Genomic DNA, 25,883 nt, shown 5'->3' with positions numbered 1-25,883 from the left:
CCCGATTCTATCGGCAGCGAAAAGCGGATACACCAACGGCGGGTTTCCCCGCCGTTGGTGGTGAAGCAATGACCGGTTGCCGGCCGGCGGCCGGCACGACCGCTTACTTGGCTTCCGCCTTGGCCAGCATGTCCTGCACCGAGGCCGTGGTGATCGGGTGGTAGCCCGGCTTGGCCTTTTCGAAGGCCTGCTTGGCCAGCTCCAGACCCTTCGGCGTCTTCACCAGTTCGGCGTAGATCGGCATGATCAGCTTGCGACGGCCGACGCGCTCGATGAACGCAGCCGCGCCTTCATTGGCCTGCTCGTAGCCGCTGCGGATCGCCAGCGGGTACCAGCGCATGGCGATCTCGCCATTCGGGGTGCCGGTGAAGTGGAACGCCTTGTCCAGCGTGGCCAGCTTGTCCAGCGGCTGGGTCGCGCCCAGGCCGTCAATGAAGCGCACCCATTCCTGCGTGCTCCAGTCGGCGATGACCTGGCTGCTCGGCACCGTGCCAGCGCTGACGAAGGCGATGCGCGCGGTATCGACGCTGCTGAAGTTGCGCGACTGCGCCTTGACCGCGAACGCCGGGATGCCCGGCTCGTCCAGCCAGGCCTTCAGTTCGGCCTCGGTCACGGCCGACGGGTTCTTCGGCAGCAGGTTCTTCTTCATGTAGTCGACGAACTGGTCGGTGTTCGCGCTCTGGAAGGCGTGGTCATCGAACCAGCCACGCAGGAACGGATCGAAGGTCTCGCGACCGAAGCGCTGTTCCAGGAACTCCAGGAACCACGAACCCTTGACGTAGGCCACCTGGCTGAGGGCTTCGTCGGGGTCGCGCTCGTTCAGCGGCGGCAGCGCCAGCGCCTGGTCGGCCGGGCTCATGTCCTTCACTTCGGCCAGCAGGTCGGTCTGGTCGATCTGCTTCTCCATCTCGGCCATCTCCTTGCCGTACAGGGCTTCGGTGATGCGGCCCTGGACGTAGGTGGTGAAGCCTTCATTGAGCCAGATGTCCTTCCAGCTGGCGTTGGTCACCAGGTTGCCCGACCAGCTGTGCGCGAGTTCGTGCGCGACCAGCGAGACCAGCGACTTGTCGCCGACGATCACGGTCGGGGTGGCGAAGGTCAGGCGCGGGTTTTCCATGCCGCCGAACGGGAACGACGGCGGCAGCACCAGCATGTCGTAGCGGCCCCAGCGGTATTCGCCGTACAGCTTCTCGGCGGCACCGATCATCTTTTCGGTGTCTTCGAATTCCTTGGCGGCCTTGTTGACCATGGTCGGCTCGGCCCAGACGCCGGAGCGGCCGGAGATCGGCTCGAACACCAGGTCACCGGCGGCGATGGCCAGCAGGTAGGACGGAATCGGCTGCGGCATCTTGAAGGTGTAGTCACCGTCACGCGCGGCCTTCGGATCGTTGTCGGCGCTCATCAGCACCATCACGTCCGGGCGCGACACCACGTGCGCGCTGTAGGTGAAGCGCACGCTCGGGGTGTCCTGCAGCGGCACCCACGAACGGGCGTGGATGGCCTGCGACTGGCTGAACATGAAGGGCAGCTTCTTGCCCTCGGTCATCGACGGTGCCAGCCACTGCAGGCCCGAGGCGGTCGGTGCGGTGTGGTAGGTCACTTCCACCTTGGCCGGCTGTTCCGGGGCCTCGATGGTCAGCTTGCTGCCGAACACCTTGTCAGCGGCGGCCAGCTCGAACTTCAGCGGGCTGCGTGCGCCATCGGCGGCGACGGCCTCGACCTTGGACACGGTCAGCTCGCGGGTGTCGAGCACCAGCTGCTTGGCGTCCTTCTGCTTCCATTCCAGGGTGTAGGTGGCGGTGCCGCCGATCTGCTTCTGGTCGAAGTCCAGCTTCAGATCCAGCGCGATGTCCTTGATGACGACCTTGTCCGGCTCGGCGTACGAGCTTTCGTCGTGGCTGCGGTTCTCGGCGTTCACGGGGGCGGCAGGGGCCTTTTCGGCAGTCGGGGCGGCGGCGGGCGCGGCCGCCTCCTGGGAACAGCCGGCGGCCAGGGCCACGGCCAGCGGAAGGAGCATCAGCGGATTACGCATGAATCGGGACCGTTACGGGGTTCAAACCCCAATGGTACCTCCCTCTGGCCCCGCAGGCGTTGCGCGGTGCGGGGTAATGCGGCCAAGGCCGATCCTGCGGCTGCGCCGCGGGCAGGGCCAACCTTGGTTGGCACGAATCTCTCATCGCATGTGGCAGGCCCGTGCCGACCAAGGTCGGCACCTACCAGAGCGGATCACCGCAGCGGCCGAGTGCCAACCAAGGTCGGCCCCCAGGGGCAAGGCTTACAGCTTGTAGCCGGAATGGATCGAGACGATGCCGCCGGTCAGGTTCTTGTAGTGGCAGCGCTCGAAACCGGCCTGCCCCATCATCGCCTTCAGCTCTTCCTGCGGCGGGTGCTTGCGGATGCTCTCGGCCAGGTACTGGTAGCTGTCCGAATCGTTGGCGAACAGCTTGCCCAGCTTCGGCAGGATCCTGAACGAGTGGAAGTCGTAGATCGGCTTGAACCAGTCGGCGGTGACTTCGGAGAACTCCAGCACACGGGCCTGCCCGCCCACCTTCAGCACGCGGTACATCTCGCGCAGGCCGGCGTCCTTGTCGGTCACGTTGCGCAGGCCGAAGGCAATGGTCACCAGGTCGAAGCTGTTGTCCGGGAACGGCAGGGCTTCGGCGTTGCACTGCACGTAGTCCAGGCCGAGCACCAGGCCACGGTTGGTCAGGCGGTCACGGCCGACCGACAGCATGCCGGCGTTGATGTCGCCCAGCACCACCGAGCCTTCATCACCCACGCGCTCCTTCAACAGGGCGGCGATGTCGCCGGTGCCGCCGGCCAGGTCGAGCACGCGGTCGCCCGGCTTCACCTGCGCGGTGGCCACGTAGTAACGCTTCCACGCCCTGTGCACGCCCAGGCTCATCAGGTCGTTCATCAGGTCGTAGTTGCGCGCGACCGAGGTGAACACCTGGCCGACGAGCTTCTGCTTGTCCTTGGCGGCGACGTCGCGGAACCCGAAATGGGTGGTACCGGCTTTGTAGGGGGATTCGCTCATGGCCCCGATTATCGCACCGCCGGGGGCCAGCGGCACCCCCTGCCCGTATCATGGCGGGCCACGACTTACCGGAGCCCCCGCATGATCACCACGCCCGACTACCAGGCCCTGCTGCAGACCGCCATCGCCGAAGCCCGCCAGGGGCTGGCCGAAGGCGGCGTGCCGATCGGCGCGGCGCTGTACCACAACGACGGCCGCCTGCTCGGCTGCGGCCACAACCGCCGCGTGCAGGAGGGCGACCCGTCCGTGCACGGCGAGACCGACGCGTTCCGCAAGGCCGGCCGCCAGCGCCGCTACCAGGACACCATCATGGTCACCACCCTGGCCCCGTGCTGGTACTGCTCGGGCCTGGTGCGCCAGTTCAACATCGGCACCGTGGTGGTGGGCGAATCACGCACCTTCCAGGGCGGTATCGACTGGCTGCGCGGAAACGGCGTCAACGTGATCGACCTGGACAGCCAGGAATGCGTGGACCTGCTGGGCGGTTTCATTGCGCAGCATCCGGAGATCTGGAACGAAGACATCGGTGAATGATCACCTCGCAGTGTCCTGTTGAACCCATTTAATGAACGCTTCAGTGCCGGCACGCCCTAGTGCCGGCAGCGTTTGCGGCCATTGCCGTGAACCCGTGCACAGTCAGCTGCGCAACCCGCACACGCTGCGATAACACCCCGCCCGGCTGCCGCGCCTAGGGTGAGGTTACCGGGACTTCCTTCCCCGGCGGAGCCAGCCATGTGCGCGCACGCCGTACGACCTACGCCAGATTCGATCATCGACCCGATCCGCGAACGCCTGCAGCGGCAATATGCGCTGCACCGGCGCGGCGCCTTGTTCTGGACCGCCTACCAGCGCATGCAGCTGGAGCTGGTCCGTCGTCATCCGCTTGACCACGAGCGCCTGTGCAACGCGATGGCCAACCTGGCCGAAGATCTCGGTGCCGTCGAGCATGCGCAGTTGGTCGGACATGCCAACGCCAGCTCCACATCGCGCTGACGCGGCATGCACCGCCACATACGCCACACTCCGATGAACCCCCACTCCCTTTCCACTCAACCGAACTGGATTGTCATGCACGCTGAAGTTCCCACCATTCCTCCGGTCATCAACGTAGACGCCGAGCTTGACCACTGGCGCCGCCAACATGCCGAAGGCGCACTGCCGCACAACTCGTTCGGCTCCTACGTGCCGTGGATCAAGTTCGCCTGCGATTCGCTGATCACCCAGCCGCGCGCCAGCGAGGCCGAACGTGACGAGATGTTCCAGACCCAGTACGCCCTGCAGATCATGCCGCGACTGAGTGAAGCCCAGGCGCGCGAGTTCGTCGACCGTTGCTGGCAGCACGTCTACCAGAGCAGTCCGGTGCGCAGCCTGCAGGCACCGCGGTTGCAGCGCATGCGCGCCTGATCGCCGTTGCACGGCGCCTGCACGGGCCACTGCCGATCATCCTCGTCACCTGAGTGGGGCGACGACGATGAAAGTACGAAACCTGTTCAATACGATCGCCAAGAAGGCCGCGGCCGCCACCGGCTCGCCGTGGACCTTCCTGGCTGCAGTCGCGATCGTGGTGATCTGGGGCATCACTGGCCCGGTGTTCGGTTTCAACGACACCTGGCAGCTGGTGATCAACACCGGCACCACCATCATCACCTTCCTGATGGTGTTCCTGATCCAGCACACGCAGAACGCAGATACGGCCGCGATGCAGATCAAGCTGGACGAGCTGATCCGGGCGACGGCCGAAGCCAACAACGAACTGTTGGATCTGGAAGAGCTGGACGAGGAGCGACTGGAAGAGATCCGCGCCGAGTACGAGCGCATGGCCCGCGAGGCCGGTGACGCGCTGCTGCGCGTGCGCGCCTGCCGCGCTGCCCCGCGCGATGATGAAGCGATCTGATGCTCGCGCCAGGCCATGCCCGGCGAGCACGAAGCGCGGTCCGTCCCAGATGTCAGTCATGCAGGAACGAAACGCCGCCGGGCGTAGCCCGGCGCTACCGTTATCGAATGGCTGCTCAGCTACGCTCGTGCCAGCCGCCGCCGAGCATCTTGTACAGGGTGATGCGGTTGGCCTGCAGCGCCAGCTGCGCCTGCAGCTGGGTCTGCTGCGCGTTGTAGGCGGTACGCCGCGCATCCAACAGGGTAACGAAGCTGTCCAGGCCGGCGTCGTAGCGAGCCTGCGACAGGCGATTGGCCTGTTCGGCGGCTTCCACCAGGCGCTGCTGCGCGCTCACCTGCTCATCCAGGCTGACATTCAGCGCGAGTGCGTCCGCGGTTTCGCGGAAACCCACCTGGATCGACTTCTCGTACTGCGCCAGCGCGATATCGCGATCCGCATTGGCAATGGCCAGGTTGGCGCGCAGCTTGCCGCCCTGGAAGATCGGCAGGGTGATCTTCGGCAGGAAACTCCACACGCGGGTGCCGCTGTCGAACAGGTTGGACAGTTCATTCGAGCCACTGCCGATGCTGCCGGTCAGCGAGATGCTCGGGAAGAACGCTGCGCGTGCCGCACCGATGTTGGCGTTTGCGGCCAGCAGCTGGTGTTCGGCGGCCATGATGTCCGGGCGCTGCAGCAGCACGTCGCTGGGCAGGCCGGCCGGCGGCGGGGCCAGTGCCAGCAGCTGCGGTTCGATGCTGTCCGGCAGCAGCGCCGGATCAAGCTGGCCGCCGGCCAGCAGCGCCAGCGCATTGCGGTCCTGGGCCAGCTGGCCACGCAGGCGTGCAGCATCCGTACGTGCGGTTTCCACCAGCGTGCGGGTCTGGCTCAGCTCCAGCGCCGAACTGCCGCCACGTTCGTGACGGGCTTCGGCCAGGCGCAGCGAATCCTCGTAGGTCTTCAGCGTCGCCTCGGCGATCTTCAGTTGCTGCGCGTCGGCCCCGTAGGTCAGCCATGCGGTGGCGGTCTCGGCCACCAGGCTCAGCTGCGCGTTGCGGCGGTTGGCGGCGACGGCGAAGTACTGCTGCAGCGCCGCTTCGCTGAGATTACGCACGCGGCCGAACAGGTCCAGTTCGAACTCGGCCACGCCGACACCGGCGCTGAACTGCTCGGTGACGCCCGCATCGGTACCGCGACGTTCCATCTGGCCGGTGACGGCCACGCCGGGCACGCGATCGGCGCGCTGCACGCGGTACTGGCCGCGCGCGCGTTCAACATTGAGCACGGCCACGCGCAGGTCGCGGTTGTTCTGCAGCGACTGCTCGATCACCTGCTGCAGGCGTGGATCGGTGAAGAAGTCCCGCCAGCCGACGGCGGCGACATCGGCCACCTGGCCCTGCGCAGCTTCGGCCGGCCACTGCGCTGGGATGGCAGGTGCAACGGCGGTGTTTTTCGGCGCCAGGGTGGAGCAACCGGCCAGCGCAAGCGCGGCGGCCAGGGATACAGCAAGAGAAGAGCATTTCATGGCGACACCTTGGGGGTCACGGTGGTAGCGCCGGGCCATGCCCGGCGGCTACGCGGTGAGGCATCCGCCGGGCACGGCCCGGCGCTGCCGGATTTCATCACATCGTGGATTTGCGCTTGAACACGCGCTGCACCACCACGAAGAACAGCGGCACGAAGAACACGCCGAGCACGGTGCCGACGATCATGCCGCCGAGCACGCCGGTGCCGATCGCCTGCTTGGCGCCGGAGCCGGCACCTGTGGAGATCGCCAGCGGTACCACGCCCATGCCGAAGGCCAGCGAGGTCATCACGATCGGGCGCAGACGATCGCGCACGGCGTGCATGATCGACTCGATCAGGCCTGCGCCCTTCTCCAGGTTCTCTTTGGCGAACTCGACGATCAGGATCGCGTTCTTGCTGGTCAGGCCCACCGTGGTCAACATCGCCACCTGGAAGTAGATGTCGCGTTCCAGGCCCTTGAAGGTATTGGCCAGCACCGCACCGAGGATGCCCAGCGGGGCCGCCAGCAGCACCGCCGTCGGCACGCTCCAGCTTTCGTACATCGCAGCCAGGCACAGGAACACGATCATCAGCGACAGCGTGTACAGCAGCGGCGTCTGCGAGCCGGCCTGGCGTTCCTGGTAGGACATCGCCGTCCACTCGATACCGAAGCCCGCCGGCAGCTGCTTGGCCAGCTGCTCGATCTCGGCCATGGCGTCACCGGAGGCGACACCCGGGGCCGGTTCGCCCTGGATTTCCATCGCCGACACACCGTTGTAGCGCTCCAGACGCGGCGAACCGTAATCCCAGTGCTTGGTGGCGAACGCGCTGAACGGCACCATCTCGCCCTTGTCGTTCTTCACGGACCAGAGGTCGAAGTCCTCCGGCACCATGCGGAACGGCTGGTCGGCCTGCACGAACACACGCTTGACGCGGCCACGGTCGACGAAGTCATCGATGTACGAGCTGCCCCACGCAGCGGCCAGCGTACCGTTGATCTGGTCGATCGACAGCCCCAGCGAGGTCGCCTTGGCCGCGTCGATGTCGATGCGGAACTGCGGCGTGTCTTCCTGGCCGTTCGGGCGCACGTTGGCCAGCTTCTTGCTGCCCGCAGCGAGGCCCAGCAGCTGGTTGCGTGCAGCCACCAGTGCCTCGTGGCCCTGGCCACTGTTGTCCTTCAGGAAGAAGGTGTAACCCGAAGCGGTACCCAGCTCCGGAATGGCCGGCGGCGGGAAGGCGAAGATGAAGGCATCCTTGATCTGGCCCAGTGCCGCCATCGCCCGACCGGTGATCGGCATCACGCCATTGTTGGCGTCACGCTCGCTCCAGTCCTTCAGCTTGACGAACGCCATGCCCGCGTTCTGGCCCATGCCGGCGAAGCTGAAGCCCTGCACCGAGAACACCGAGTCCACCGCATCCTTTTCGTTCTGCAGGAAGTGGTTTTCCAGTGCTGCGATCGATTCCAGCGTGCGTTCCTGGGTGGCACCGACCGGCGCCTGCACCAGCGCCATCAGCACGCCCTGGTCTTCGTTGGGCAGGAACGAACTGGGCAGGCGCACGAACAGCACGCCCATCAGCACGAACAGCGCCGCCACGATGCCCATGAAGCGCCACGGACGATGGATGATGCCGCGCACGCCGCGCTGGTAGCGTTCGCTGGTGCGATCGAAACCGCGGTTGAAACCATTGAAGAAGCGACCGGCCAGGCCGCGGTGGGCAACATGGTGCTCGCCCTTCTTCAGCGGCTTGAGCATGGTCGCGCACAACGCCGGGGTCAGCACGATCGCCACCAGCACCGACAGCGCCATCGCCGAGACGATCGTGGCCGAGAACTGGCGGTAGATCACGCCGGTGGAACCGCTCATGAAGGCCATCGGCACGAACACCGCCGACAGCACCAGGCCGATGCCTACCAGCGCGCCGGTGATCTGGCCCATCGACTTGCGGGTCGCTTCAAGCGGCGACAGTCCTTCCTCGGACATGATGCGCTCGACGTTCTCCACCACCACGATGGCATCGTCCACCAGCAGGCCGATCGCCAGCACCATCGCGAACATGGTCAGCATGTTCACCGAGAAGCCCAGCATCGCCAGCACGCCGAAGGTACCCAGCAGCACCACCGGCACGGCGATGGTCGGGATCAGGGTGGCGCGGAAGTTCTGCAGGAACAGGTACATCACCACGAACACCAGCACGATCGCTTCGATCAGGGTCTGCACCACGCCCTTGATCGATACGCGCACGAACGGGGTGGTGTCGTACGGGATCTCGGCCTTCAGCCCGGCCGGGAAGAAGCCCTTCATGTCCTCCAGCGCCGCATCCACGCCGGCGGCGGTATCCAGCGCGTTGGCGCCTGTGGCCAGGGTCACCGCCAGGCCGCTGGCCGGCTGGCCGTTGTAACGGGTGACGAAGTCGTAGGACTCGGCACCCAGTTCGACGCGGGCGACATCGCCCAGGCGCAGTTCGGCACCGTCCTGCGCGCCGCGCACGATGATGTTGCGGAACTGCTCCGGGGTCTGCAGGCGCGACTGCGCGTTGATGGTGGCGTTGAGCTGCTGGCCCTTCACCGACGGCGCACCGCCGAGCTGGCCGATGGCCACCTGGGCATTCTGTGCCTTCACCGCCGCGGTCACTTCGGCAACCGACAGGCCGTAGGTGTGCAGCTTGTTCGGGTCCAGCCAGATGCGCATCGCGTACTTGCCACCGAACACCTGGATGTTGCCCACGCCCGGCACGCGGCTCAGACGATCAACGACATTCGAACCGACATAGTCGGCGATGTCGTTGGCGTCCATGCTGCCGTCCTCGGACACGAACGCGATGACGTTCAGGAAGCCCGAGCTGGACTTGGCCACGTTGATGCCCTGCCGCTGCACTTCCTGCGGCAGCAGCGGCATGGCCAGCTGCAGCTTGTTCTGCACCTGTACCTGGGCGATGTCCGGGTTGGTGCCGCTCTCGAAGGTCAGGGTGATGGTGGCCTGGCCGTTGGACGAGCTGTTGGAGGAAAAGTAGATCAGGCCATCAAGGCCCTTCATGTTCTGCTCGATGATCTGCGTCACCGAGTCCTCGACCACCTTGGCCGATGCACCCGGGTAGGTGGCGCTGATTTCAACCGCCGGCGGTGCGACGTTGGGGTACATCGAGACCGGCAGCTTGAACAGGGCCAGGCCGCCGGCGAGCATGATGATGATGGCGATGACCCACGCGAAGATGGGTCGATCGATGAAAAAGCGTGCCATGGGGTTCTCCGCTTACTTCGCGTCGCCGGCCGGGGCGGCAGGCTGGGCGGCAGCTGCCGGCTTGGCCGGAGCAGCGCCCTTCTCGGTGGCCTTGACCGGCATGCCGGGGCCGATCTTCTGCAGGCCTTCGACGATGACCTTGTCGCCGGCCTTCAGACCGTCCTCGACCAGCCACTTGTCGCCAACCGTGCGGCTGACCTTGACCGGGCGCACTTCAACCTTGTTGTCCTTGCCGACCACCATCGCGGTGGTATCGCCCTTCGGATCGCGGGCGATGCCCTGCATCGGCACCAGCACCGCATCGCTGCGCACGCCGCCGCCGATCACCGCGCGTACGTACATGCCCGGCATCAGCAGGCCGTCCGGGTTGTCCACCTTCACGCGCAGGCTGAAGCTGCCGGTGGTCGGATCGACGCTCACTTCCGAGAACTCCAGCGTGCCCTTGTGCTCGAAGGTACTGCCGTCTTCCATCAGGATGCTGACCGGCAACGTCTGGTTGTCCTGCAGGCGGCCGGCGGCCAGCTCGCGGCGCAGCTGCAGCAACTCGGCCGAGGACTGGGTCAGGTCGACGTAGATCGGGTCCAGCTGCTGCACGGTGGCCAGTGCATTGGCCTGGCCGGCGCTGACCAGCGCCCCCTGGGTAACGCTGGACTTGCCGATGCGGCCGCTGATCGGCGCAGTAATGCGGGCATAGCCGAGGGTGACGTTGGCCGCATCCAGCGAGGCCTTGGCGGCACCGACATCCGCCTCGGCCTGCTTCTGCGCGGCCACGGCGTTTTCCAGATCCTGCTGGCTGACCGCATCGACCTTGGCCAGCTCGGTGATGCGCCTGGCGCTCAGGCGGGCGGCATTGGCGGTGGCTTCGGCGCGGGCCAGCTGGGCGCGGGCGCTGTTGGCCTGGGCACGGTAGCTGGCGTCCTCGATCTGGTACAGCGGCTCGCCGGCCTTGACCATGCCGCCCTCGGTGAACAGGCGCTTGGCAACGATGCCGCTGACCTGCGGGCGCACTTCAGCCACCAGGAAAGCATTGGTACGGCCCGGCAGTTCGCGGGTCAGGCCCACGGTCTCGGACTTCAGCGTGACCACGGTGACGTCGCCAGGTCCCTGCTCGGGGGCCTGGGGTTGGCCGCCACAGGCAGCCACGGTCGCGGCGATGACCAGCGATAGCGCGATGGGTCGGATTCGGCTCAGCAACATGACGGAAAGGCTCTTGGGGGAAGGGATCTCAAAACGCGCTGATACAGGCCGAAAGCGCCAGCAGACAACGCTCACCGGCGGGGAGCAGCAGCCGGCAACGGCCTGCCACGCACACGGCGGGAATGATGGGTGCGAAATATACATACATGATTGTTTGTTTGTAAACCGGTACAATTCAGCCACGTTTCACCCGCACTCGTACTCACACCCATGGCCCGCAAGACCAAAGAGGACACCCAGGCAACCCGGGAAGGCATCCTTGACGCCGCCGAAGCCTGCTTCCATGAACACGGCGTGGCCCGTACCACGCTGGAGATGATCGGTGCCCGCGCCGGCTACACCCGGGGCGCGGTCTACTGGCACTTCAAGAACAAGAGCGAGGTGCTGGCCGCGATCGTCGAACGCGTGCACCTGCCTTTCATGCAGGAGCTGGAGCGCACCTCGACCGACCAGCGCGATACCCCCGTGCACGACCTGCGCGCGGTGATGATCCACTCGTTCATCGAGCTGTCCGAGGACGAGCGCCTGCGCAAGACCATGGAGATCATGCTGCGAAGCGATGCCTCCGCCGATACCCGGGTACTGACCGAACTGCAGCAGGCGGGATTCCGCGACGCCCTTGAGCGGATGGAGCGCGCCCTGCGACGTGCGGGTGATCTGGGCCAGCTGCGCGACGGCGCCGACCCGAAGATCGCTGCGCGCATGCTGCACGCCACCATCCTGGGCGTGCTGCATGGCGCGATGGTCGAGCCGGAGCTGATGGACCTCAAGCGCGACGGCATGCTCGCGCTGGACATGACCCTGGCCGCGTACGTGAAGGACGGCGTGTTCGTGCCGGGCACGGTGCCCGAGCCACTGCCGGAGGTGTGAGGGTCGCCGGGCGTGGCCCGGCGCTGCCGTGGTAGATCCACGCCATGCGTTGATGCGAACGGACAAACAAAAAAGGCCGCCTTTCGGCGGCCTTCTGCTGTGGGGAACCTGGCATTACAGGATGTAGCGGCTCAGGTCCGGGTCCTGCACCAGCTCACCCAGGTGTGCATCGACGTAGGCGCTGTCGATGGCCAGGGTCTCACCGTCGCGGTCCGGTGCCTCGTAGCTGAGCGAATCCAGCAGGCGCTCCAGCACCGTGTGCAGCCGACGCGCACCGATGTTTTCCTGGCGCTCGTTCACCTGGAAGGCGATCTCGGCCAAGCGCTCGATGGCGTCGGCGGTGAAGCTGACCTTGACGCCTTCGGTGGCCAGCAGCGCTTCGTACTGCTTGGTCAGCGCGGCCTTCGGCTCGGTCAGGATGCGCACGAAGTCACCCTTGCTCAGCGCGCCCAGCTCGACGCGGATCGGGAAGCGGCCCTGCAGCTCCGGGATCAGATCGCTGGGCTTGGCCAGGTGGAACGCGCCGGAGGCGATGAACAGGATGTGGTCGGTCTTGATCGTGCCGTACTTGGTGGACACGTTGGAGCCCTCCACCAGCGGCAGCAGATCGCGCTGCACGCCTTCGCGCGACACGTCGCCACCACCGACGTTGTCACCGCGCTTGGCGACCTTGTCGATCTCGTCGATGAACACGATGCCGTGCTGCTCGCAGGCTTCGATCGCCGCGGTGCGGATGTCGTCTTCGTTGACCAGCTTGCCGGCCTCTTCCTCGATCAGCAGCGGACGCGCGGCCTTGATGGTCAGCGTGCGCTTGTGCGCCTTGGCGCCGCCGCCGAGGTTGGCGAACATCGACTTGAGCTGCTGGCCCATTTCCTCCATGCCCGGCGGGGTCATGATGTCCATGCTCACGTTCGCGGCCAGGTCGAGCTCGATCTCGCGCTCATCCAGCTCGCCGTTGCGCAGCATCTTGCGGAACTTGATGCGGGTCTCGTTGTCCTGCGCCGACGGCTCGTTGCGCGCCACTTCCGGATCGAAACCGATGCCACCGCTGCGGCGTGGCAGCAGCGCATCAAGGATGCGGTCTTCGGCGCGTTCTTCGGCCTGGGTACGCACGCGGACCTTGGCCTGTTCGCGATAGAGCTTCACTGCGGTATCGGCCAGGTCGCGGATGATCTGCTCCACGTCCTTGCCGACATAGCCGACTTCGGTGAAGCGGGTCGCTTCGACCTTTACGAACGGCGCGTTGGCCAGGGTGGCCAGGCGGCGCGCGATCTCGGTCTTGCCGACGCCGGTGGGGCCGATCATCAGGATGTTCTTCGGCATCACTTCATTGCGCAGCTCAGGGACCAGCTGCATGCGGCGCCAGCGGTTGCGCAGGGCGATGGCCACCGCGCGCTTGGCGTCGTGCTGGCCGACGATATGCCGGTCCAGTTCCTGCACGATCTCGCGCGGGGTCATGGTGGCGGAGGAAACTTCGATCTTCGACATGGATGTGCTCACGGATTCAGATGCATGTAGAGCCGAGCCATGCTCGGCTGACGGGCAGCCCTGCCGAGCATGGCTCGGCACTACAGAAGAGCGGTCAAAGCTCCTCGACCACCACGTTGCGGTTGGTGTAGATGCAGATGTCGCCGGCAATGCCGATCGCCTCGCTGGCGATGGTGCGTGCATCCAGCTCGGTGTGTGCCATCAGCGCACGCGCAACCGAAAGGGCGTAGGAGCCACCGGAACCGATGGCGATGATGCCGTCCTCCGGCTCGATCACATCGCCGGTGCCGCTGATGATCAGCGAGGTTTCCTTGTCGGCCACGGCCAGCAGAGCTTCCAGCTTGCCCAGGCGGCGTTCGGTACGCCAATCCTTGGCCAGCTCGACGGCGGCGCGCTGCAGCTGGCCATGCTTTTCCAGCTTGGCCTCGAACAGCTCGAACAGGGTGAAGGCATCGGCGGCGGCACCGGCGAAGCCGGCCAGCACCTGGCCATCGCGGCCGAGGCGGCGCACCTTGCGCGCGTTGCCCTTCATCACGGTGTGGCCCAGCGTGACCTGGCCGTCGCCAGCAATGGCCACGTGCTCGCCGCGACGGACGCAGACGATGGTGGTGGCGTGGAAAACGTTGGGGTTCTGACTGGGGTCCATGGTGCCTCCGGGGTGACAGAACCAGAGGTGGGGACTGCCCCGCGTCCTTCAAGACACCCGCGACCGGCTGCCGCAGGGACAACGTTCAGCTTTCTCCGCCGCCCACGTTGCCGTTGCGGCGCTTGGCGCGCGGGTGCGCGGCATCGTAGACCTTGGCCAGATGCTGGAAGTCGAGGTGGGTGTAGATCTGCGTGGTAGCGATGTCGGCATGGCCGAGCAGTTCCTGCACACCACGCAGGTCGCCGGAGGATTCCAGGATGTGGCTGGCGAAACTGTGTCGCAGCATGTGCGGGTGCACGTGCTTGAACAGGCCCTGGCGCTGCGCCAGCTGGCGGATGCGGATCTGCACCGCGCGTTGGCTGATCGGCCCGTTGCGGCCGGGGAACACTGGCGAGGCCGGGCCACCGCCACTTTCCGCGCGCCACGCCTGCAGCGCTTCGCGCGCCGGCCGGCCGAACGGCACCCGCCGCTGGCGGTTGCCCTTGCCCAGTACGTTGACCAGGCCACTGTCGAAATCCAGGTCGCGCCAGGTCAGTGCGCATACTTCGCTCAGGCGCAGGCCCGACGAATAGAACAGCTCCAGCAGCGCGCGATCACGGCGGCCCAGCTCGCCTTCCGGCTCCAGCTCGACCAGCTGCACGGCTTCGTCGGCATCGAGCACCTCCGGCAACCGGCGCGGCGCACGCGGCGCCTTCAGCGTCGCGGCTGGGCTGACCTCGATGCGGCCATGCTTGAGCAGCCACGCGTAGAAGCTGCGGCAGGCGGACAGGCGGCGCTGCAGGCTCTTGGCCGACAGGCCACGCCGATGCTCGTCGGCAACGAACTGGCGCAGCGCGTCGGCATCCAGGGCCTCCACCGCCACACCGCGCGGCTCGGCCCACAGCGACAGCGCGTCCAGGTCGCGTCGGTAGGCGTCGAGCGTATGCGCCGACATTCGCCGCTCCACCTGCAGGTGCTGCAGGAAGGCCTGCACCGCGCTCATCGCCGTGTCCTGCTCAGCCCGCGAAGCGCTTCAGGCCGGCGACCAGGGCGTCGCCCATCATGCGCAGGAACAACGTGCCCATGCCCGGGTAGAAGCGGTTCGGGTCATGGCTGCCGACCGCGATCAGGCCCACACCCGGCAGCGGCAGCAGTGCGGTGGTCTGCACTTCCTCGCTGCGCACGCCGTACAGCACGGCGTTCTTTTCCGGCTGCAGGCGGCCGCAGATCGGCTCGCCGTCCTTCAGGCAATCGCGGAATGGGCCCAGCTGCGGATCATCGGCGGCGATCACCTGCAGCCAGTCGGCCTGTTCCAGCCCGGCTACCGGCGTGTGCACCACCAGCCGCACCAGATCACCGGCGAAATCTTCCTGCAGCGACGCGGCCATCGCACGCAGGGTGTCGGCGGCGTTGTCCTGCTTCATCAACGCCAGGGTCAGCTGGTGCGTGCGCACCGCCAGGCGTTCGTTGACCTGGGCAGTCGCGCCCAGATCGGCCAACCGTCGCGACAGCTCGCGGTTCTTCTCGCGCAGCACTTCCAGCTGGTAGCTGGCCAGCGACGCGGTCGGGCCGTCATCGCGTGGCACCACCAGGGTCAATGCCAGGTCCGGGAACTGCTTGAGGAAGCCCGGATGACGCCGCAACCAGGCAGCGATTTCGTGGGCCCCGAGCTTGTCGACGGTTTCGGTCATGCGATCCACTCCCCTTCGAAGACGAATGCGGTCGGGCCGGCCATCACCACCGGCTGGCCATCGCCTGGCCACTGGATGCGCAGGTCGCCACCGGGCAGGCTGATGCGTGCATCGCGCTGCAGGCGTCCACGCTGCATCAGGGTCACTGCGGCGGCGCAGGCGCCACTGCCACAGGCCAGCGTCTCGCCGACGCCACGCTCGAACACGCGCAGGCGCGCATGCTCCGGGCCCATGACCTGGGCAAAGCCCACGTTGACCGAGCGCGGGAACGACGCGTGCTGCTGCAGCAGCGCACCGACGCGCTCGACCGGTGCAGCATCGATCAGGCCCACCTCGATCACCGCGTGCGGGTTGCCCATCGATACCGCGGCGAAGCGCACGCTCTCACCCTGCAGCGGCAGCAGGTATTCCTCGCGCGCATGGGCAAAGCCCATCAGCGGCACGTTGGCCGGCTCGAACGCGGGCACGCCCATGGTCACTGCGTACTGCCCATCGCCCAGCACCGTCACTTCGTGGCTGGCCAGCGGGCTGTCGATGACGAACTGCTCACCCTGTGCACTGCCCTCGCGCACCAGCCAGGCCGCGATGCAGCGCGCGCCGTTGCCGCACTGTTCGGAATTGGAGCCGTCGGCATTCCAGATCCGGTACGAGGCGACCGAGCCTTCCGCGCGCGGCGCTTCGATGGTCAGGATCTGATCGCAACCGACGCCGGTGTGACGGTCGGCCAGGCGCGCGGCCAGTTCAGGCGTGGGCGGCAAGGTACCGTCACGCAGGTCGATCACTACGAAATCATTGCCCGCGCCATGCATCTTGCTGAAACGCAGGGCCTTGGAACCGCCCTTACTCATTCCCGCCGTCCACCGGCTTGATCGGGTCCGGGGTGACCGAAGGGCTGCCGTCACTGGTCGGCTGGGTGGCGGCCGGGGTGGTCGCCGGGGTCGCTTCAGGCGCAGCTGCCGGTTCAACGGTTTCTTCCACCGGCACCGGCTTCTGCGGCAGTACCAGCGGGCCCTTGTTGCCGCAGGCGGCAAGGAACAGCAGCGAGGCCGCTGCCAGCGGAATCAGGATGGCGTTTCGATGGGGGATCTTCATGCCCCGAGTATAGCCATTGGCGGCTGAGCGGTTGGTAGAGTCGGCTGTTGGTCGACCGCTCTTGCAACGGCCGTGAAAAACCCGCGCTGCGCGCGATAGTCGACCAACAGTCGAGTCTACCCTCCCTGACCACCCGCCACGGGCCGCCCACGGCGGGCCATGTTCAGCCTTCTGGCGGCGGCAGCGGCCGGGTCCACAGCCAGATCGCCACCACGGTCATACTGCCGATCGAGAACCACTTCACCCAGGCGATCGGCACGCACCACAGCATGATGCCGGCGCACACCGCCATGGTGATCGTGGCCATCCACTTGCCGTAGCGGCTCACCGCACCATGGGCCTGCCAGTTGGCGATGGCCGGGCCGAAGCGCGGATGCTGCAGCAGCCAGGCATGCAGGCGCTCGGAGCCGCGCGAAGCGGCCCAGGCCGAAATCAGGATGAATACGGTGGTCGGCAGGCCCGGCACGAAGATGCCGACGATGCCGGTGCCCAGGCTGACGTAGGCCAGCAGCCACCACGCCCAGCGGAAACGCACCACGCGCGACGTCGTGGTGGCGTCGCGAGGGGCGGAAGGATCTGGCGCGCTCATGGCCGCAAGGATACCGGTTCAGGGTGCCAGGCAACGCCCGGCACCCCGTTCACCGTCACGGCTGGGCGATGCCCAGCTGCTGCAGCACGAACGCATACGACTCGGACAGTTCGCGGTAACGCTGGAAGCGCCCCGACTTGCCGCCGTGGCCGGCTTCCATGTTGGTGCGGAACAGGATCGGGTAATGGCCGGTGTTGTCGTCACGCAGCTTGGCCACCCACTTGGCCGGTTCCCAGTACTGCACCTGCGAATCCCACAGGCCAGTGCCCACGAACAGCGCCGGGTAGGCCTGCTTCCTGACGTTGTCGTAGGGCGAGTAGGACAGCATGTAGTCGTAGTACGGCTTCTGCTCCGGGTTGCCCCACTCGTCGTACTCGTTGGTGGTCAGCGGAATGGTCGGGTCGAGCATGGTGGTGACCACGTCGACGAACGGCACCTGCGCCACCATCACGCGGTAGTCCTGCGGCGCCTGGTTGGCCACCGCGCCCATCAGCAGGCCACCGGCGCTGCCACCGGAGGCCGCCACGCGATCCTTCGCCGCCCAGCCCTGCGCCACCAGGCCACGGGTGACGTCGATGAAGTCGTTGAAGGTGTTCTGCTTGTGCAGCAGCTTGCCGTTCTCGTACCAGTCGCGGCCCATTTCCTGGCCACCGCGGATATGGGCGATGGCATACACCACGCCACGGTCGAGCAGGCTCACCGCGGTCTGGTTGAAGTACGGGTCCATCGACATGCCGTAGCTGCCGTAGGCGTACTGGAACAGCGCGCCCTTGCCGTCCTTCTGGTAACCCTTGCGGTAGACCAGCGACACCGGCACCTTCACCCCATCGCGCGCGGTGATCCAGACGCGGTCGGTCTCGTACTTCGAGGCGTCATAGCCGATCACCGGCTGCACCTTCAGCTGGCGCCGCTCGCCGGTGGCGGTATTCAGTTCGAACACCGTGGTCGGGGTGGTCATCGAGGTATAGACATACCGCAGCCACGGAGTGTCGGCCTCGGTGTTGTCGCCCAGGCCCATCGAATAGGCCGGCTCGTCGGCCTTCACGTAGTCGCTGCGGCCATCCTTGAACAGCAGGCGGATGCGTTCCAGGCCCTGCGAACGCTCGGCGATGGCGGTGTAGCTGTCGAACAGCTCGAAGCCTTCGATGAACACGGCATCGTCGTGCGCGATCCAGTCCTTCCACTGCGCGCGCGAGGTCGCATCGGTCGGTGCGGTGACCAGCTTGAAGTTCTTCGCACCGTCGTTGGTGCGGATCACCCAGCGGCCATCGTAGTGGTCAGCGTCGTACTCGACGTCGCGCTGGCGCGGCGCCAGCACGGTGAACGTGGTCGGGTCGCTGGCGGGTGCGTAGCGCTCTTCCGAGGACACGGTGCTGTGCACGCCGATGGTGATGAAGCGATCGTCGCGGGTGCGGCCGATGCCCATGTAGAAGCTGTCGTCCTTCTCTTCGTAGACGACGGTGTCGGCGCTGGCCGGGGTACCCAGCACGTGCTTCTTCACCCGCACGGTCAGCAGCGTTTCCGGATCGTTCTCGACGTACAGCACGGTGCGGTTGTCGTCGGCCCAGACCAGGTCACCGGAACTGCCGGTGATCACATCGGGCAGCACCTTGCCGGTGGCCAGGTCCTTGAAGCGGATCGTGTACTGGCGACGGCCGACGTCATCCTCGGCCCAGGCCAGCAGCTGGTTGTCCTGGCTCACTTCCATCGAGCCGACGCTGAAGTAGCCCTTGCCGGCAGCCATCGCATTCACGTCCAGCAGGATTTCTTCGGCCGCGTCCATGCTGCCCTTGCGGCGCGCATGGATCGGGTAGTCCTGGCCGGTCTCGAAGCGGCTGTAATACCAGTAGCCGCGCTCGCGCGCCGGCACGCTGGAATCGTCCTGCTTTATACGGCCGACGATCTCCTTGTACAGGGTGTCTTCCAGCGGCTTCAGCGGCGCCAGCAGCTGGTCGGCATAGGCATTCTCGGCCTGCAGGTAGGCCAGCATGTCCTTGTTCTCGCGCTTGTCGTCACGCAGCCAGTAGTAGTCATCGTTGCGGGTCGCGCCAAACGGCGCCTTGACCACATGCGGATGCTTGGCGGCGTCCGGCGGAACAGGCAGGGGGGCGGCGTTGGCAGTGGTGGTCATCAGGCTGGCGAGCAACAGGCAGAGGGTGGATTTCATGAAATAAGGCTCCAGGCGCTTCAATGCAATGGTCTTCGACGGGGTCAGATCCCTTTTCCCGAAAAGGGATCTGACCCCAATCGCGGCGATGCAGCAACCCTGCGGATCGTCATGGTGCGGTTCCTGCTGGGGTCGGAGCCCTTTTGCATGCAAACGGGATCCTCGCCCGGCGCGCGGCGTACCATGGGCACATGAGTACCCTGCCCCACACGCCGGGCTACAGCCGGCGCAGCCATGAAATCGCCCCGTTCCACGTGATGTCCCTGCTGGCCCGCGCCCAGGCGCTGGAACAGGCGGGCCACGATGTGATCCACCTGGAGATCGGCGAGCCGGACTTCACCACCGCCGAACCGATCGTGCGCGCCGGCCAGGCCGCACTGGCTGCCGGCCACACCCGCTATACCGCGGCACGCGGCCTGCCGACCCTGCGCCAGGCCATCAGCGGCTTCTATCGCAGCCACTACGCGCTGGACATCGACCCCGAACGCATCCTGGTCACCCCCGGCGGCTCGGGCGCACTGCTGCTGGCCAGCAGCCTGCTGGTGGACCCTGGCCGCCACTGGCTGCTGGCCGACCCCGGCTACCCGTGCAGCCGCCACTTCCTGCGCCTGGTGGAAGGCGGCGCGCAGCTGGTGCCGGTCGGGCCGGAGACCGCCTATCAACTCACCCCAACGCTGGTCGAACAGCACTGGAACGCGGACAGCGTCGGCGCGCTGGTCGCCTCACCGGCCAATCCCACCGGCACGGTGTTGTCCGCCGACGAACTGGCGGCGTTGTCGAAGACACTGCACGCGCGCGGCGGCCATCTGGTGGTGGACGAGATCTACCACGGCCTGACCTATGGCGTGGATGCCCCCAGCGTGCTGCAGGTGGATGACAGTGCGTTCGTGCTGAACAGCTTCTCCAAGTACTTCGGCATGACCGGCTGGCGGCTGGGCTGGCTGGTGGCACCACCGGCGGCAGTACCGGATCTGGAGAAGCTGGCGCAGAACCTGTACATCAGCGCATCGAGCATTGCCCAGCATGCGGCGCTGGCGTGTTTCAGCGACGAAGCGATGGCGATCTTCGAACAGCGCCGGGAGGCATTCCGCCAGCGCCGCGACTTCCTGTTGCCGGCATTGCGTGAACTGGGCTTCCGCATCGAAGTCGAGCCGCAGGGTGCGTTCTACCTGTACGCCGATGTCAGCGCGTTCACCGACGACGCGCAGGCGTTCTGCGCGCATTTCCTGGAAACCGAGCACGTGGCATTCACGCCGGGGCTGGATTTCGGCTTCCACCGTTCAAACCAGCACGTGCGGTTGGCCTATACGCAGGAAGTGCCGCGATTGGAGGAGGCGGTGGAGCGGATCGCGCGTGGGTTGAAGAGCTGGGGCACCTGATCGCCCTGCTCGAACAGCATCCACGCATGGCGTGGATCTACTGGCTCCACGCCACGTGGATACGCGGACCCAACGAAAAACGCCGCCCGAAGGCGGCGTTTTTCATTCCATCACTTACCGCCGAGGCGTTCCCACAGGAAGCTGTAGGCCAGCGCCGACATGTGTGCAGCCTGCGCGTTGTTGGCTGCGCCGCCGTGGCCACCTTCGATGTTCTCGTAGTAGGTCACGTCCTTGCCGGCGTCGATCATCTTCGCCGCCATCTTGCGTGCATGGCCCGGGTGCACGCGGTCATCGCGGGTGGAGGTGGTGAACAGCACCGGCGGGTAGTTCTTCTTCGCGTCGAACAGGTGGTACGGCGAGAAGGTCTTGATGAACTCCCAGTCGCTGGTGTCCGGGTTGCCGTACTCGGCCATCCACGAGGCGCCGGCCAGCAGGTGGCTGTAGCGCTTCATGTCCAGCAGCGGCACCTGCACCACCACCGCACCGAACAGTTCCGGGTACTGGGTGAGCATGTTGCCGGTCAACAGGCCACCGTTGCTGCCGCCCTGCACGCCCAGGTGCTTGGCGGTGGTGATCTTGCGCTTGACCAGATCGCGCGCCACCGCGGCCATGTCTTCATAGGCCTTGTGACGGTTCTGCTTAAGCGCCGCCTGGTGCCAGCGCGGGCCATACTCGCCACCGCCACGGATGTTGGCGACCACGTACACGCCGCCCTTGTCCAGCCAGGCGCGACCCATGCCACCGGAATAGCTCGGGGTCAGCGAAATCTCGAAGCCACCGTAGCCGTACAGCAGGGTCGGGTTGGAGCCGTCGAGCTTCATCGCCTTGTCGTGCACCACGAAGTACGGCACGCGGGTGCCGTCCTTGCTGGTAGCGAAGTGCTGCTCAATCACCTTGCCCTTGGCATCGAAGAAGGCCGGCATGGTCTTCAGCGTTTCCGGGGCCTGGCCGATTTCAGCCAGTGCCAGCGTGGTCGGGGTCAGGTAGTCGGTGGCGGTCAGCCACACCGCATCGCTGTCATTGCTGTCGACCGCCGCCACGCCCAGCGTGCCGAAGGCCGGCGCACCGACAAAGCGGCTGGTCTGCCAACCATTGGCGCCCGGAGTCAGCACCGACAGGCGGTTCTTGACGTCGTCCAGCACGTTCAGCACCAAGTGGCTCCTGGTCCAGATGGCGCTGGCCAGCGAGGTGGTCGCGGTCGGGGTGAACAGCACGTCGAACTCGCGCTTGCCGGCCAGGAAGTCGTCCAGCCGGGTTGCCAGCAGCGAACCGGACGCATAGGTCTTGCCACCGACGGTCCACGGATCACGCAGCTCCAGGGTCAGCCACTGCTTGTGCAGGCCCTTCTCGGCCGAGTTCGGCGCGTCGATCTTGGTCAGCCTGCCATCGTCGCCACGCAGGTAGATCTCGTTGTTGTAGAACGCCAGCGTGCGGCTGACCAGGTTGCGTTCGAAGCCCGGGGTGTCATCGTGCATCGCCGCGATGTACATGTCCTCCGGCTTGCCTTCATAGACCACGCTGGCCGAGGCCATCGGCGTGCCGCGCTTCCACAGCTTGGCCACGCGCGGGTAGCCGGACGTGGTCATCGTGCCGGCGCCGAAGTCGGTGTAGACGAACACGGTGTCGCGATCAATCCAGTTGAGGCCACCCTTCGACTCGGGACGGAAGAAGCCGTCCTTGATCCAGGTCTTGTTGGCCAGGTCGAACTCGCGGGTGACGTCGGCATCAGCACCGCCGCGCGACAGCGCGATCAGGCAGCGGCTGTAGTCCGGGCGCAGGCAGTCGGCGCCGTGCCAGACCCAGTTTTCGCCCTCGGCCTTGTTCAGCGCATCCAGGTCGAGCACGGTTTCCCACTGCGGCGAGGCCTTGCGGTACTCGGCCAGCGTGGTGCGCCGCCACAGGCCGCGCTCGTGCTGCTGGTCCTTCCAGAAGTTGTAGTAGTAGTCGCCGATCTTCTGCACGGCGGGAATCTTGGCGTCGGAGTCGAGCACCTCGCGGATGCTGGCCTCCATCTGCTTGAAGGCCGGGGTCTGCGCCAGGCGCGCCTCGGACTTGGCGTTCTGTTCCTTGACCCAGGACAGCGGCTTGTCGCCGGTGACGTCCTCGAGCCAGGCATAGCGATCGGTGTCTTCAGCGGCCACGGCGGTCCCCACCGAGGCAGCGGTCATCATGCCGGCCAGCAGGCAGGCGGAAGCGAATCGTGACATTGCAGCTCCAGGCAGTCATAAGCCGAGGAACGCTAGCACGGATCGCCACGGCCGCCCCCGTGTCGAAGGTCAGGCCGCCGCCGTCGAGCCGCGGCGGCCACCGGCCGCGCCACGGCTGCGGCGACGCGCCTGTCCACCGGTGCGACGCGCCAGCCGCAACCACGACAGGCGTGGCAGCGGGAAGCGCAGCAGCGCCCACCATGCCACCAGCGGCATGCCCACCAGCCACATCGGCAGCCAGCCCAGCCAGGCGTTGCTGCCACGCGCGGCGGGCCATACCAGTACCAGGGCCAAGCCGGCCAGGGCCACCTGCCGCACGCTGCGCAGCAGGCGCGGGTCGGTGCGCTCCAGGCTGACGCGTTCAGTTGCAGGGCGGCGGACGGAACGTGCGTTCATGGGGCTTCTCCGGTGGACGATGCAACACAGCTTGGGCCTGTCCCTTCTCACAGGTTGCGACACCATTGACGGATCCCGCACGCACAGTCGACCATGCTCGGGCAAAGCCCATCCGAGCCCGCTCCCGCATGACTTCGATCCGCCCGTTCTGCGCCGTGCTGCTGGCCCTTTCCCTGGCCGGCCCCGCCGTGGCCGCCAGTGAGCCGCCGTCGCCCCGTACCAGCGCCTCTGGTGCGGCCGCCCTGGACGCACCGATTGACCTGAAGCGCTTCATGGGCACCTGGTATGTGATCGGCCGCGTGCCGAACTTCATCGAACGTGGCCATGTCGCCAGCGTCAACGAGTACGAGCTGCGCGACGCGCACAAGGTCGGCATCACCTACCGCTATCGCGATGGCTTCGGTGAACCGCTGCAGGAAGTGCGTGCCCGCGCCAGCGTCGACCCGGACAGCGGCAACCACGGCTGGCGCACCTGGTTCTACCGCGTAGTGCCGACCCATTCGCGGGTGCTGGAAGTGGCACCGGATTACTCCTGGGCGCTGATCGGGTACCCGGGCCGCGAGATGGCCTGGATCTTCTCGCGCACGCCGGACATGGACAAGGCGCTGTACAAGGAGCTGGCCGAGCGCCTGCGCGACGAGTACGGCGTGAATACCGACAAGCTCAAGCGCGTACCGCAGCATCCCGAGCAGGTCGGCAAGCTGGGCTACGAAGTGCCGAACGTGCGTTGATCGCTCGTGGGATTGCCGGCCAGCGGCCGGCACTACCCGAACGAGATGCCGGGCGCCGCCCGGCATTCTGTTATCTGCGGCTGTAGTGTGCGACCAGGCGGTCGCCGAGCATCTGCAGCAGCTGCACCAGCACCAGCAGCAGGACCACGGTGACCAGCGCCACGTCGGTGTGCGAACGCTGGTAGCCGTCGCGGAACGCCAGATCGCCCAGGCCGCCGGAACCGATGGCGCCGCCCATCGCGGTGAAACCGATCAGCGCGACGGTGGTCACCGTCGCACCGGCGATCAGGCCCGGGCGCGCTTCCGGCAGCAGCACGCGGGTAACCAGCTGCCAGGTGGTGGCGCCCATCGCCTGGGTCGCTTCGATCACGCCGCGGTCAACCTCGCGCAACGCGGTCTCGACCAGGCGCGCATAGAACGGTGCGGCACCAATGACCAGCGGCACGATCGCACCACGCACGCCCAGCGAGGTTCCCATCAGGAACAGGGTGACCGGAATCAGCACGATCATCAGGATGATGAAAGGCACCGAGCGCAGCAGGTTCACCACCAGCGCCAGCACGCCATAGGCGAACGGACGGCGCTTCATCTGCGGTGCGCCGAACAGGTACAGCAGCACGCCCAGCGGCAGGCCGATGGCCAGGGTCAGCGGCAGCGAACCGAGCAGCATCAGCAGGGTGTCGATGGTGGCCTGGCCGATGTCGGCCCACTTGCCCGCATCCAGGTGGCGGAAGAAGCCGCCGGCAGTAGCGATGATCATCGACGCAGTTCCTCAACATGCACGCCGGCGGCCACGAACGCGGCCTGCGCGGCGGACTGGTCGCCGCCCACCAGGGCGACCACCAGCTGGCCATACGGGGTGTCCTTGATCCGGTCAATGCGGCCGGACAGGATGTTGTAGTCGACGCCGGTCTGCCGCGCGACACTGCCGAGCAGGGGTTCGTAGGTGTCGCCACCGAGGAACGTCAGGCGCACGATGCGGCCGCCGACCACGTCGAAATCGCGGTGCAGCGCACCCTCGTCCACATGCTCCGATTCACTGACGAACCGGCGCGTGGTCGGGTGCTGCGGGTGCAGGAACACGCGGGTGACCGGTCCGGTCTCGACCATCTGCCCAGCGTCGAGTACCGCGACGCGGTCGCAGACGCGGCGGATCACATCCATCTCGTGGGTGATCAGCACGATGGTCAGGCCCAGCTCGCGATTGATCTTCGACAGCAGCGACAGCACCGAGGCCGTGGTCTGCGGGTCGAGCGCGCTGGTGGCTTCGTCACACAGCAGGATCTGCGGACGGGTCGCCAGCGCGCGCGCAATGCCCACGCGCTGCTTCTGGCCGCCGGACAGCTGCGCCGGGTACTTCTGCGCGTGCGCCTCCAGGCCAACGGTCTGCAGCAGCTCGGCCACACGCGCGTCGATCTCCGCCTTCGGCGTGCCGGCCAGCTCCAGTGGGAAGGCCACATTGCCGGCCACCGTGCGCGAGGAGAGCAGGTTGAAGTGCTGGAAGATCATGCCGATGCGCCGGCGCAGCGTGCGCAGGCCATCCGCGTCCAGTGCGGTGACATCCTCGCCGCCGATCAGCAGACGGCCACCGCTGGGCTCTTCCAGGCGGTTGATCATGCGGATCAGGGTCGACTTGCCGGCGCCGGAATGGCCGATGATGCCGAACACCTCACCGGCTTCGATGGTCAGGTCCAGCGGTTGCAGCGCGCTGACTTCGCGGCCGGCAACGGCATAGGATTTGTGCAGGCGCTGGAACTCGATCACGGGCGTGGCTCACCGGCTGGGTGACGGAAGGGGGC

At 66.6% G+C, this 25,883-nt stretch carries 24 protein-coding genes; 7 read left to right on the top strand and 17 right to left on the bottom strand.

The features are described from left to right. Positions 1-103 precede the first annotated feature (103 nt). Both AC5P8Z_RS11645 and ubiE read right to left on the bottom strand, forming a co-directional pair. The gene (locus AC5P8Z_RS11645) at positions 104-2,032 is read right to left on the bottom strand and encodes a M1 family metallopeptidase (RefSeq protein ID WP_286069932.1); all 1,929 of its coding nucleotides are present in this window, start codon (positions 2,030-2,032) and stop codon (positions 104-106) included. A 243-nt stretch (positions 2,033-2,275) separates the two neighbouring features. Next, positions 2,276-3,037 (bottom strand): bifunctional demethylmenaquinone methyltransferase/2-methoxy-6-polyprenyl-1,4-benzoquinol methylase UbiE, encoded by a 762-nt coding sequence (gene ubiE / locus AC5P8Z_RS11640; protein WP_286069933.1) that lies wholly within the window; start codon positions 3,035-3,037, stop codon positions 2,276-2,278. An 81-nt stretch (positions 3,038-3,118) separates the two neighbouring features. Between ubiE and AC5P8Z_RS11635 the strand changes: the two genes are divergently transcribed. The 4 genes from AC5P8Z_RS11635 (at position 3,119) to AC5P8Z_RS11620 (ending at position 4,931) form a co-directional block, all read left to right on the top strand. Further along, the gene (locus AC5P8Z_RS11635; RefSeq protein ID WP_107231974.1) at positions 3,119-3,571 is read left to right on the top strand and encodes a nucleoside deaminase; all 453 of its coding nucleotides are present in this window, start codon (positions 3,119-3,121) and stop codon (positions 3,569-3,571) included. 198 nt (positions 3,572-3,769) lie between these two features. Then, entirely contained in the window at positions 3,770-4,030 is a 261-nt protein-coding gene (locus tag AC5P8Z_RS11630) for a hypothetical protein (protein WP_286069936.1), read from the top strand. Positions 4,031-4,105: 75 nt separating this feature from the next. Next, positions 4,106-4,441, top strand: coding sequence for a hypothetical protein (locus tag AC5P8Z_RS11625; RefSeq protein ID WP_005411085.1), 336 nt, complete (start codon positions 4,106-4,108; stop codon positions 4,439-4,441). Positions 4,442-4,508: 67 nt separating this feature from the next. Next, a complete protein-coding gene (locus AC5P8Z_RS11620; RefSeq protein ID WP_286069938.1) occupies positions 4,509-4,931 on the top strand; it encodes a low affinity iron permease family protein in 423 nt (140 codons plus the stop codon). A gap of 115 nt (positions 4,932-5,046) precedes the next feature. On the opposite strand, the gene smeF is transcribed toward AC5P8Z_RS11620, so the two are convergent. The 3 genes from smeF to smeD all read right to left on the bottom strand — a co-directional run bounded on the left by smeF (position 5,047) and on the right by smeD (position 10,849). Then, positions 5,047-6,432: a multidrug efflux RND transporter outer membrane subunit SmeF gene (gene smeF, locus AC5P8Z_RS11615; protein ID WP_495229078.1), complete on the bottom strand. Its 1,386-nt coding sequence runs from the start codon at positions 6,430-6,432 to the stop codon at positions 5,047-5,049. A gap of 97 nt (positions 6,433-6,529) precedes the next feature. Continuing rightward, positions 6,530-9,652, bottom strand: coding sequence for a multidrug efflux RND transporter permease subunit SmeE (smeE, locus tag AC5P8Z_RS11610; protein WP_495229077.1), 3,123 nt, complete (start codon positions 9,650-9,652; stop codon positions 6,530-6,532). 12 nt (positions 9,653-9,664) lie between these two features. Then, positions 9,665-10,849, bottom strand: a complete 1,185-nt coding sequence (smeD, locus tag AC5P8Z_RS11605) for a multidrug efflux RND transporter periplasmic adaptor subunit SmeD (RefSeq protein ID WP_295566980.1) — start codon at positions 10,847-10,849, stop codon at positions 9,665-9,667. Between the two features lie 210 nt (positions 10,850-11,059). On the opposite strand from smeD, the gene smeT reads away from it, so the two are divergent. Then, positions 11,060-11,719 carry an efflux transporter SmeDEF transcriptional repressor SmeT gene (gene smeT, locus AC5P8Z_RS11600; RefSeq protein ID WP_495229076.1) on the top strand — a complete coding sequence of 220 codons (660 nt, stop codon included), beginning with the start codon at positions 11,060-11,062 and terminating at the stop codon, positions 11,717-11,719. Positions 11,720-11,833: 114 nt separating this feature from the next. On the opposite strand, the gene hslU is transcribed toward smeT, so the two are convergent. From hslU to AC5P8Z_RS11560, 8 genes are all read right to left on the bottom strand, one after another. Next, on the bottom strand, positions 11,834-13,207 hold the full coding sequence (hslU, locus tag AC5P8Z_RS11595; protein ID WP_087924230.1) for an ATP-dependent protease ATPase subunit HslU: 1,374 nt from the start codon (positions 13,205-13,207) through the stop codon (positions 11,834-11,836). A 94-nt stretch (positions 13,208-13,301) separates the two neighbouring features. Further along, positions 13,302-13,853 carry an ATP-dependent protease subunit HslV gene (hslV, locus tag AC5P8Z_RS11590; RefSeq protein ID WP_495229075.1) on the bottom strand — a complete coding sequence of 184 codons (552 nt, stop codon included), beginning with the start codon at positions 13,851-13,853 and terminating at the stop codon, positions 13,302-13,304. Between the two features lie 85 nt (positions 13,854-13,938). After that, positions 13,939-14,835, bottom strand: coding sequence for a tyrosine recombinase XerC (gene xerC / locus AC5P8Z_RS11585; protein ID WP_286069949.1), 897 nt, complete (start codon positions 14,833-14,835; stop codon positions 13,939-13,941). 13 nt (positions 14,836-14,848) lie between these two features. Next, positions 14,849-15,523: a DUF484 family protein gene (locus AC5P8Z_RS11580; protein ID WP_495229074.1), complete on the bottom strand. Its 675-nt coding sequence runs from the start codon at positions 15,521-15,523 to the stop codon at positions 14,849-14,851. Next, complete coding sequence (gene dapF, locus AC5P8Z_RS11575) at positions 15,520-16,371, bottom strand: diaminopimelate epimerase (protein ID WP_286069951.1); 852 nt, start codon at positions 16,369-16,371, stop codon at positions 15,520-15,522. Before dapF ends, AC5P8Z_RS11580 begins: the two co-directional genes overlap by 4 nt. Continuing rightward, a complete protein-coding gene (lptM, locus tag AC5P8Z_RS11570) occupies positions 16,364-16,615 on the bottom strand; it encodes an LPS translocon maturation chaperone LptM (RefSeq protein WP_286069953.1) in 252 nt (83 codons plus the stop codon). The genes dapF and lptM overlap by 8 nt, the downstream gene beginning before the upstream one ends. A 163-nt stretch (positions 16,616-16,778) precedes the next feature. Further along, a complete protein-coding gene (locus tag AC5P8Z_RS11565; protein WP_286069954.1) occupies positions 16,779-17,204 on the bottom strand; it encodes a YbaN family protein in 426 nt (141 codons plus the stop codon). 55 nt (positions 17,205-17,259) lie between these two features. Continuing rightward, positions 17,260-19,371 (bottom strand): S9 family peptidase, encoded by a 2,112-nt coding sequence (locus tag AC5P8Z_RS11560; protein WP_286069955.1) that lies wholly within the window; start codon positions 19,369-19,371, stop codon positions 17,260-17,262. Between the two features lie 191 nt (positions 19,372-19,562). Between AC5P8Z_RS11560 and AC5P8Z_RS11555 the strand changes: the two genes are divergently transcribed. Continuing rightward, positions 19,563-20,750, top strand: a complete 1,188-nt coding sequence (locus AC5P8Z_RS11555) for a pyridoxal phosphate-dependent aminotransferase (RefSeq protein WP_495229073.1) — start codon at positions 19,563-19,565, stop codon at positions 20,748-20,750. Positions 20,751-20,860: 110 nt separating this feature from the next. On the opposite strand, the gene AC5P8Z_RS11550 is transcribed toward AC5P8Z_RS11555, so the two are convergent. Next, on the bottom strand, positions 20,861-22,957 hold the full coding sequence (locus tag AC5P8Z_RS11550) for a prolyl oligopeptidase family serine peptidase (protein WP_495229072.1): 2,097 nt from the start codon (positions 22,955-22,957) through the stop codon (positions 20,861-20,863). Positions 22,958-23,026: 69 nt separating this feature from the next. Next, positions 23,027-23,353 (bottom strand): hypothetical protein, encoded by a 327-nt coding sequence (locus AC5P8Z_RS11545; protein ID WP_286069958.1) that lies wholly within the window; start codon positions 23,351-23,353, stop codon positions 23,027-23,029. A 128-nt stretch (positions 23,354-23,481) separates the two neighbouring features. On the opposite strand from AC5P8Z_RS11545, the gene AC5P8Z_RS11540 reads away from it, so the two are divergent. After that, entirely contained in the window at positions 23,482-24,084 is a 603-nt protein-coding gene (locus tag AC5P8Z_RS11540) for a lipocalin family protein (RefSeq protein ID WP_286069959.1), read from the top strand. Between the two features lie 70 nt (positions 24,085-24,154). On the opposite strand, the gene AC5P8Z_RS11535 is transcribed toward AC5P8Z_RS11540, so the two are convergent. Next, positions 24,155-24,844 carry a methionine ABC transporter permease gene (locus AC5P8Z_RS11535; protein ID WP_032961215.1) on the bottom strand — a complete coding sequence of 230 codons (690 nt, stop codon included), beginning with the start codon at positions 24,842-24,844 and terminating at the stop codon, positions 24,155-24,157. Then, positions 24,841-25,848 carry a methionine ABC transporter ATP-binding protein gene (locus AC5P8Z_RS11530; RefSeq protein ID WP_014038545.1) on the bottom strand — a complete coding sequence of 336 codons (1,008 nt, stop codon included), beginning with the start codon at positions 25,846-25,848 and terminating at the stop codon, positions 24,841-24,843. Before AC5P8Z_RS11530 ends, AC5P8Z_RS11535 begins: the two co-directional genes overlap by 4 nt. Positions 25,849-25,883: the final 35 nt, after the last annotated feature.

This window comes from Stenotrophomonas sp. YJH_SMC_17, from assembly GCF_059371655.1.
This window is presented reverse-complemented; position numbering and strand designations above follow the sequence as displayed.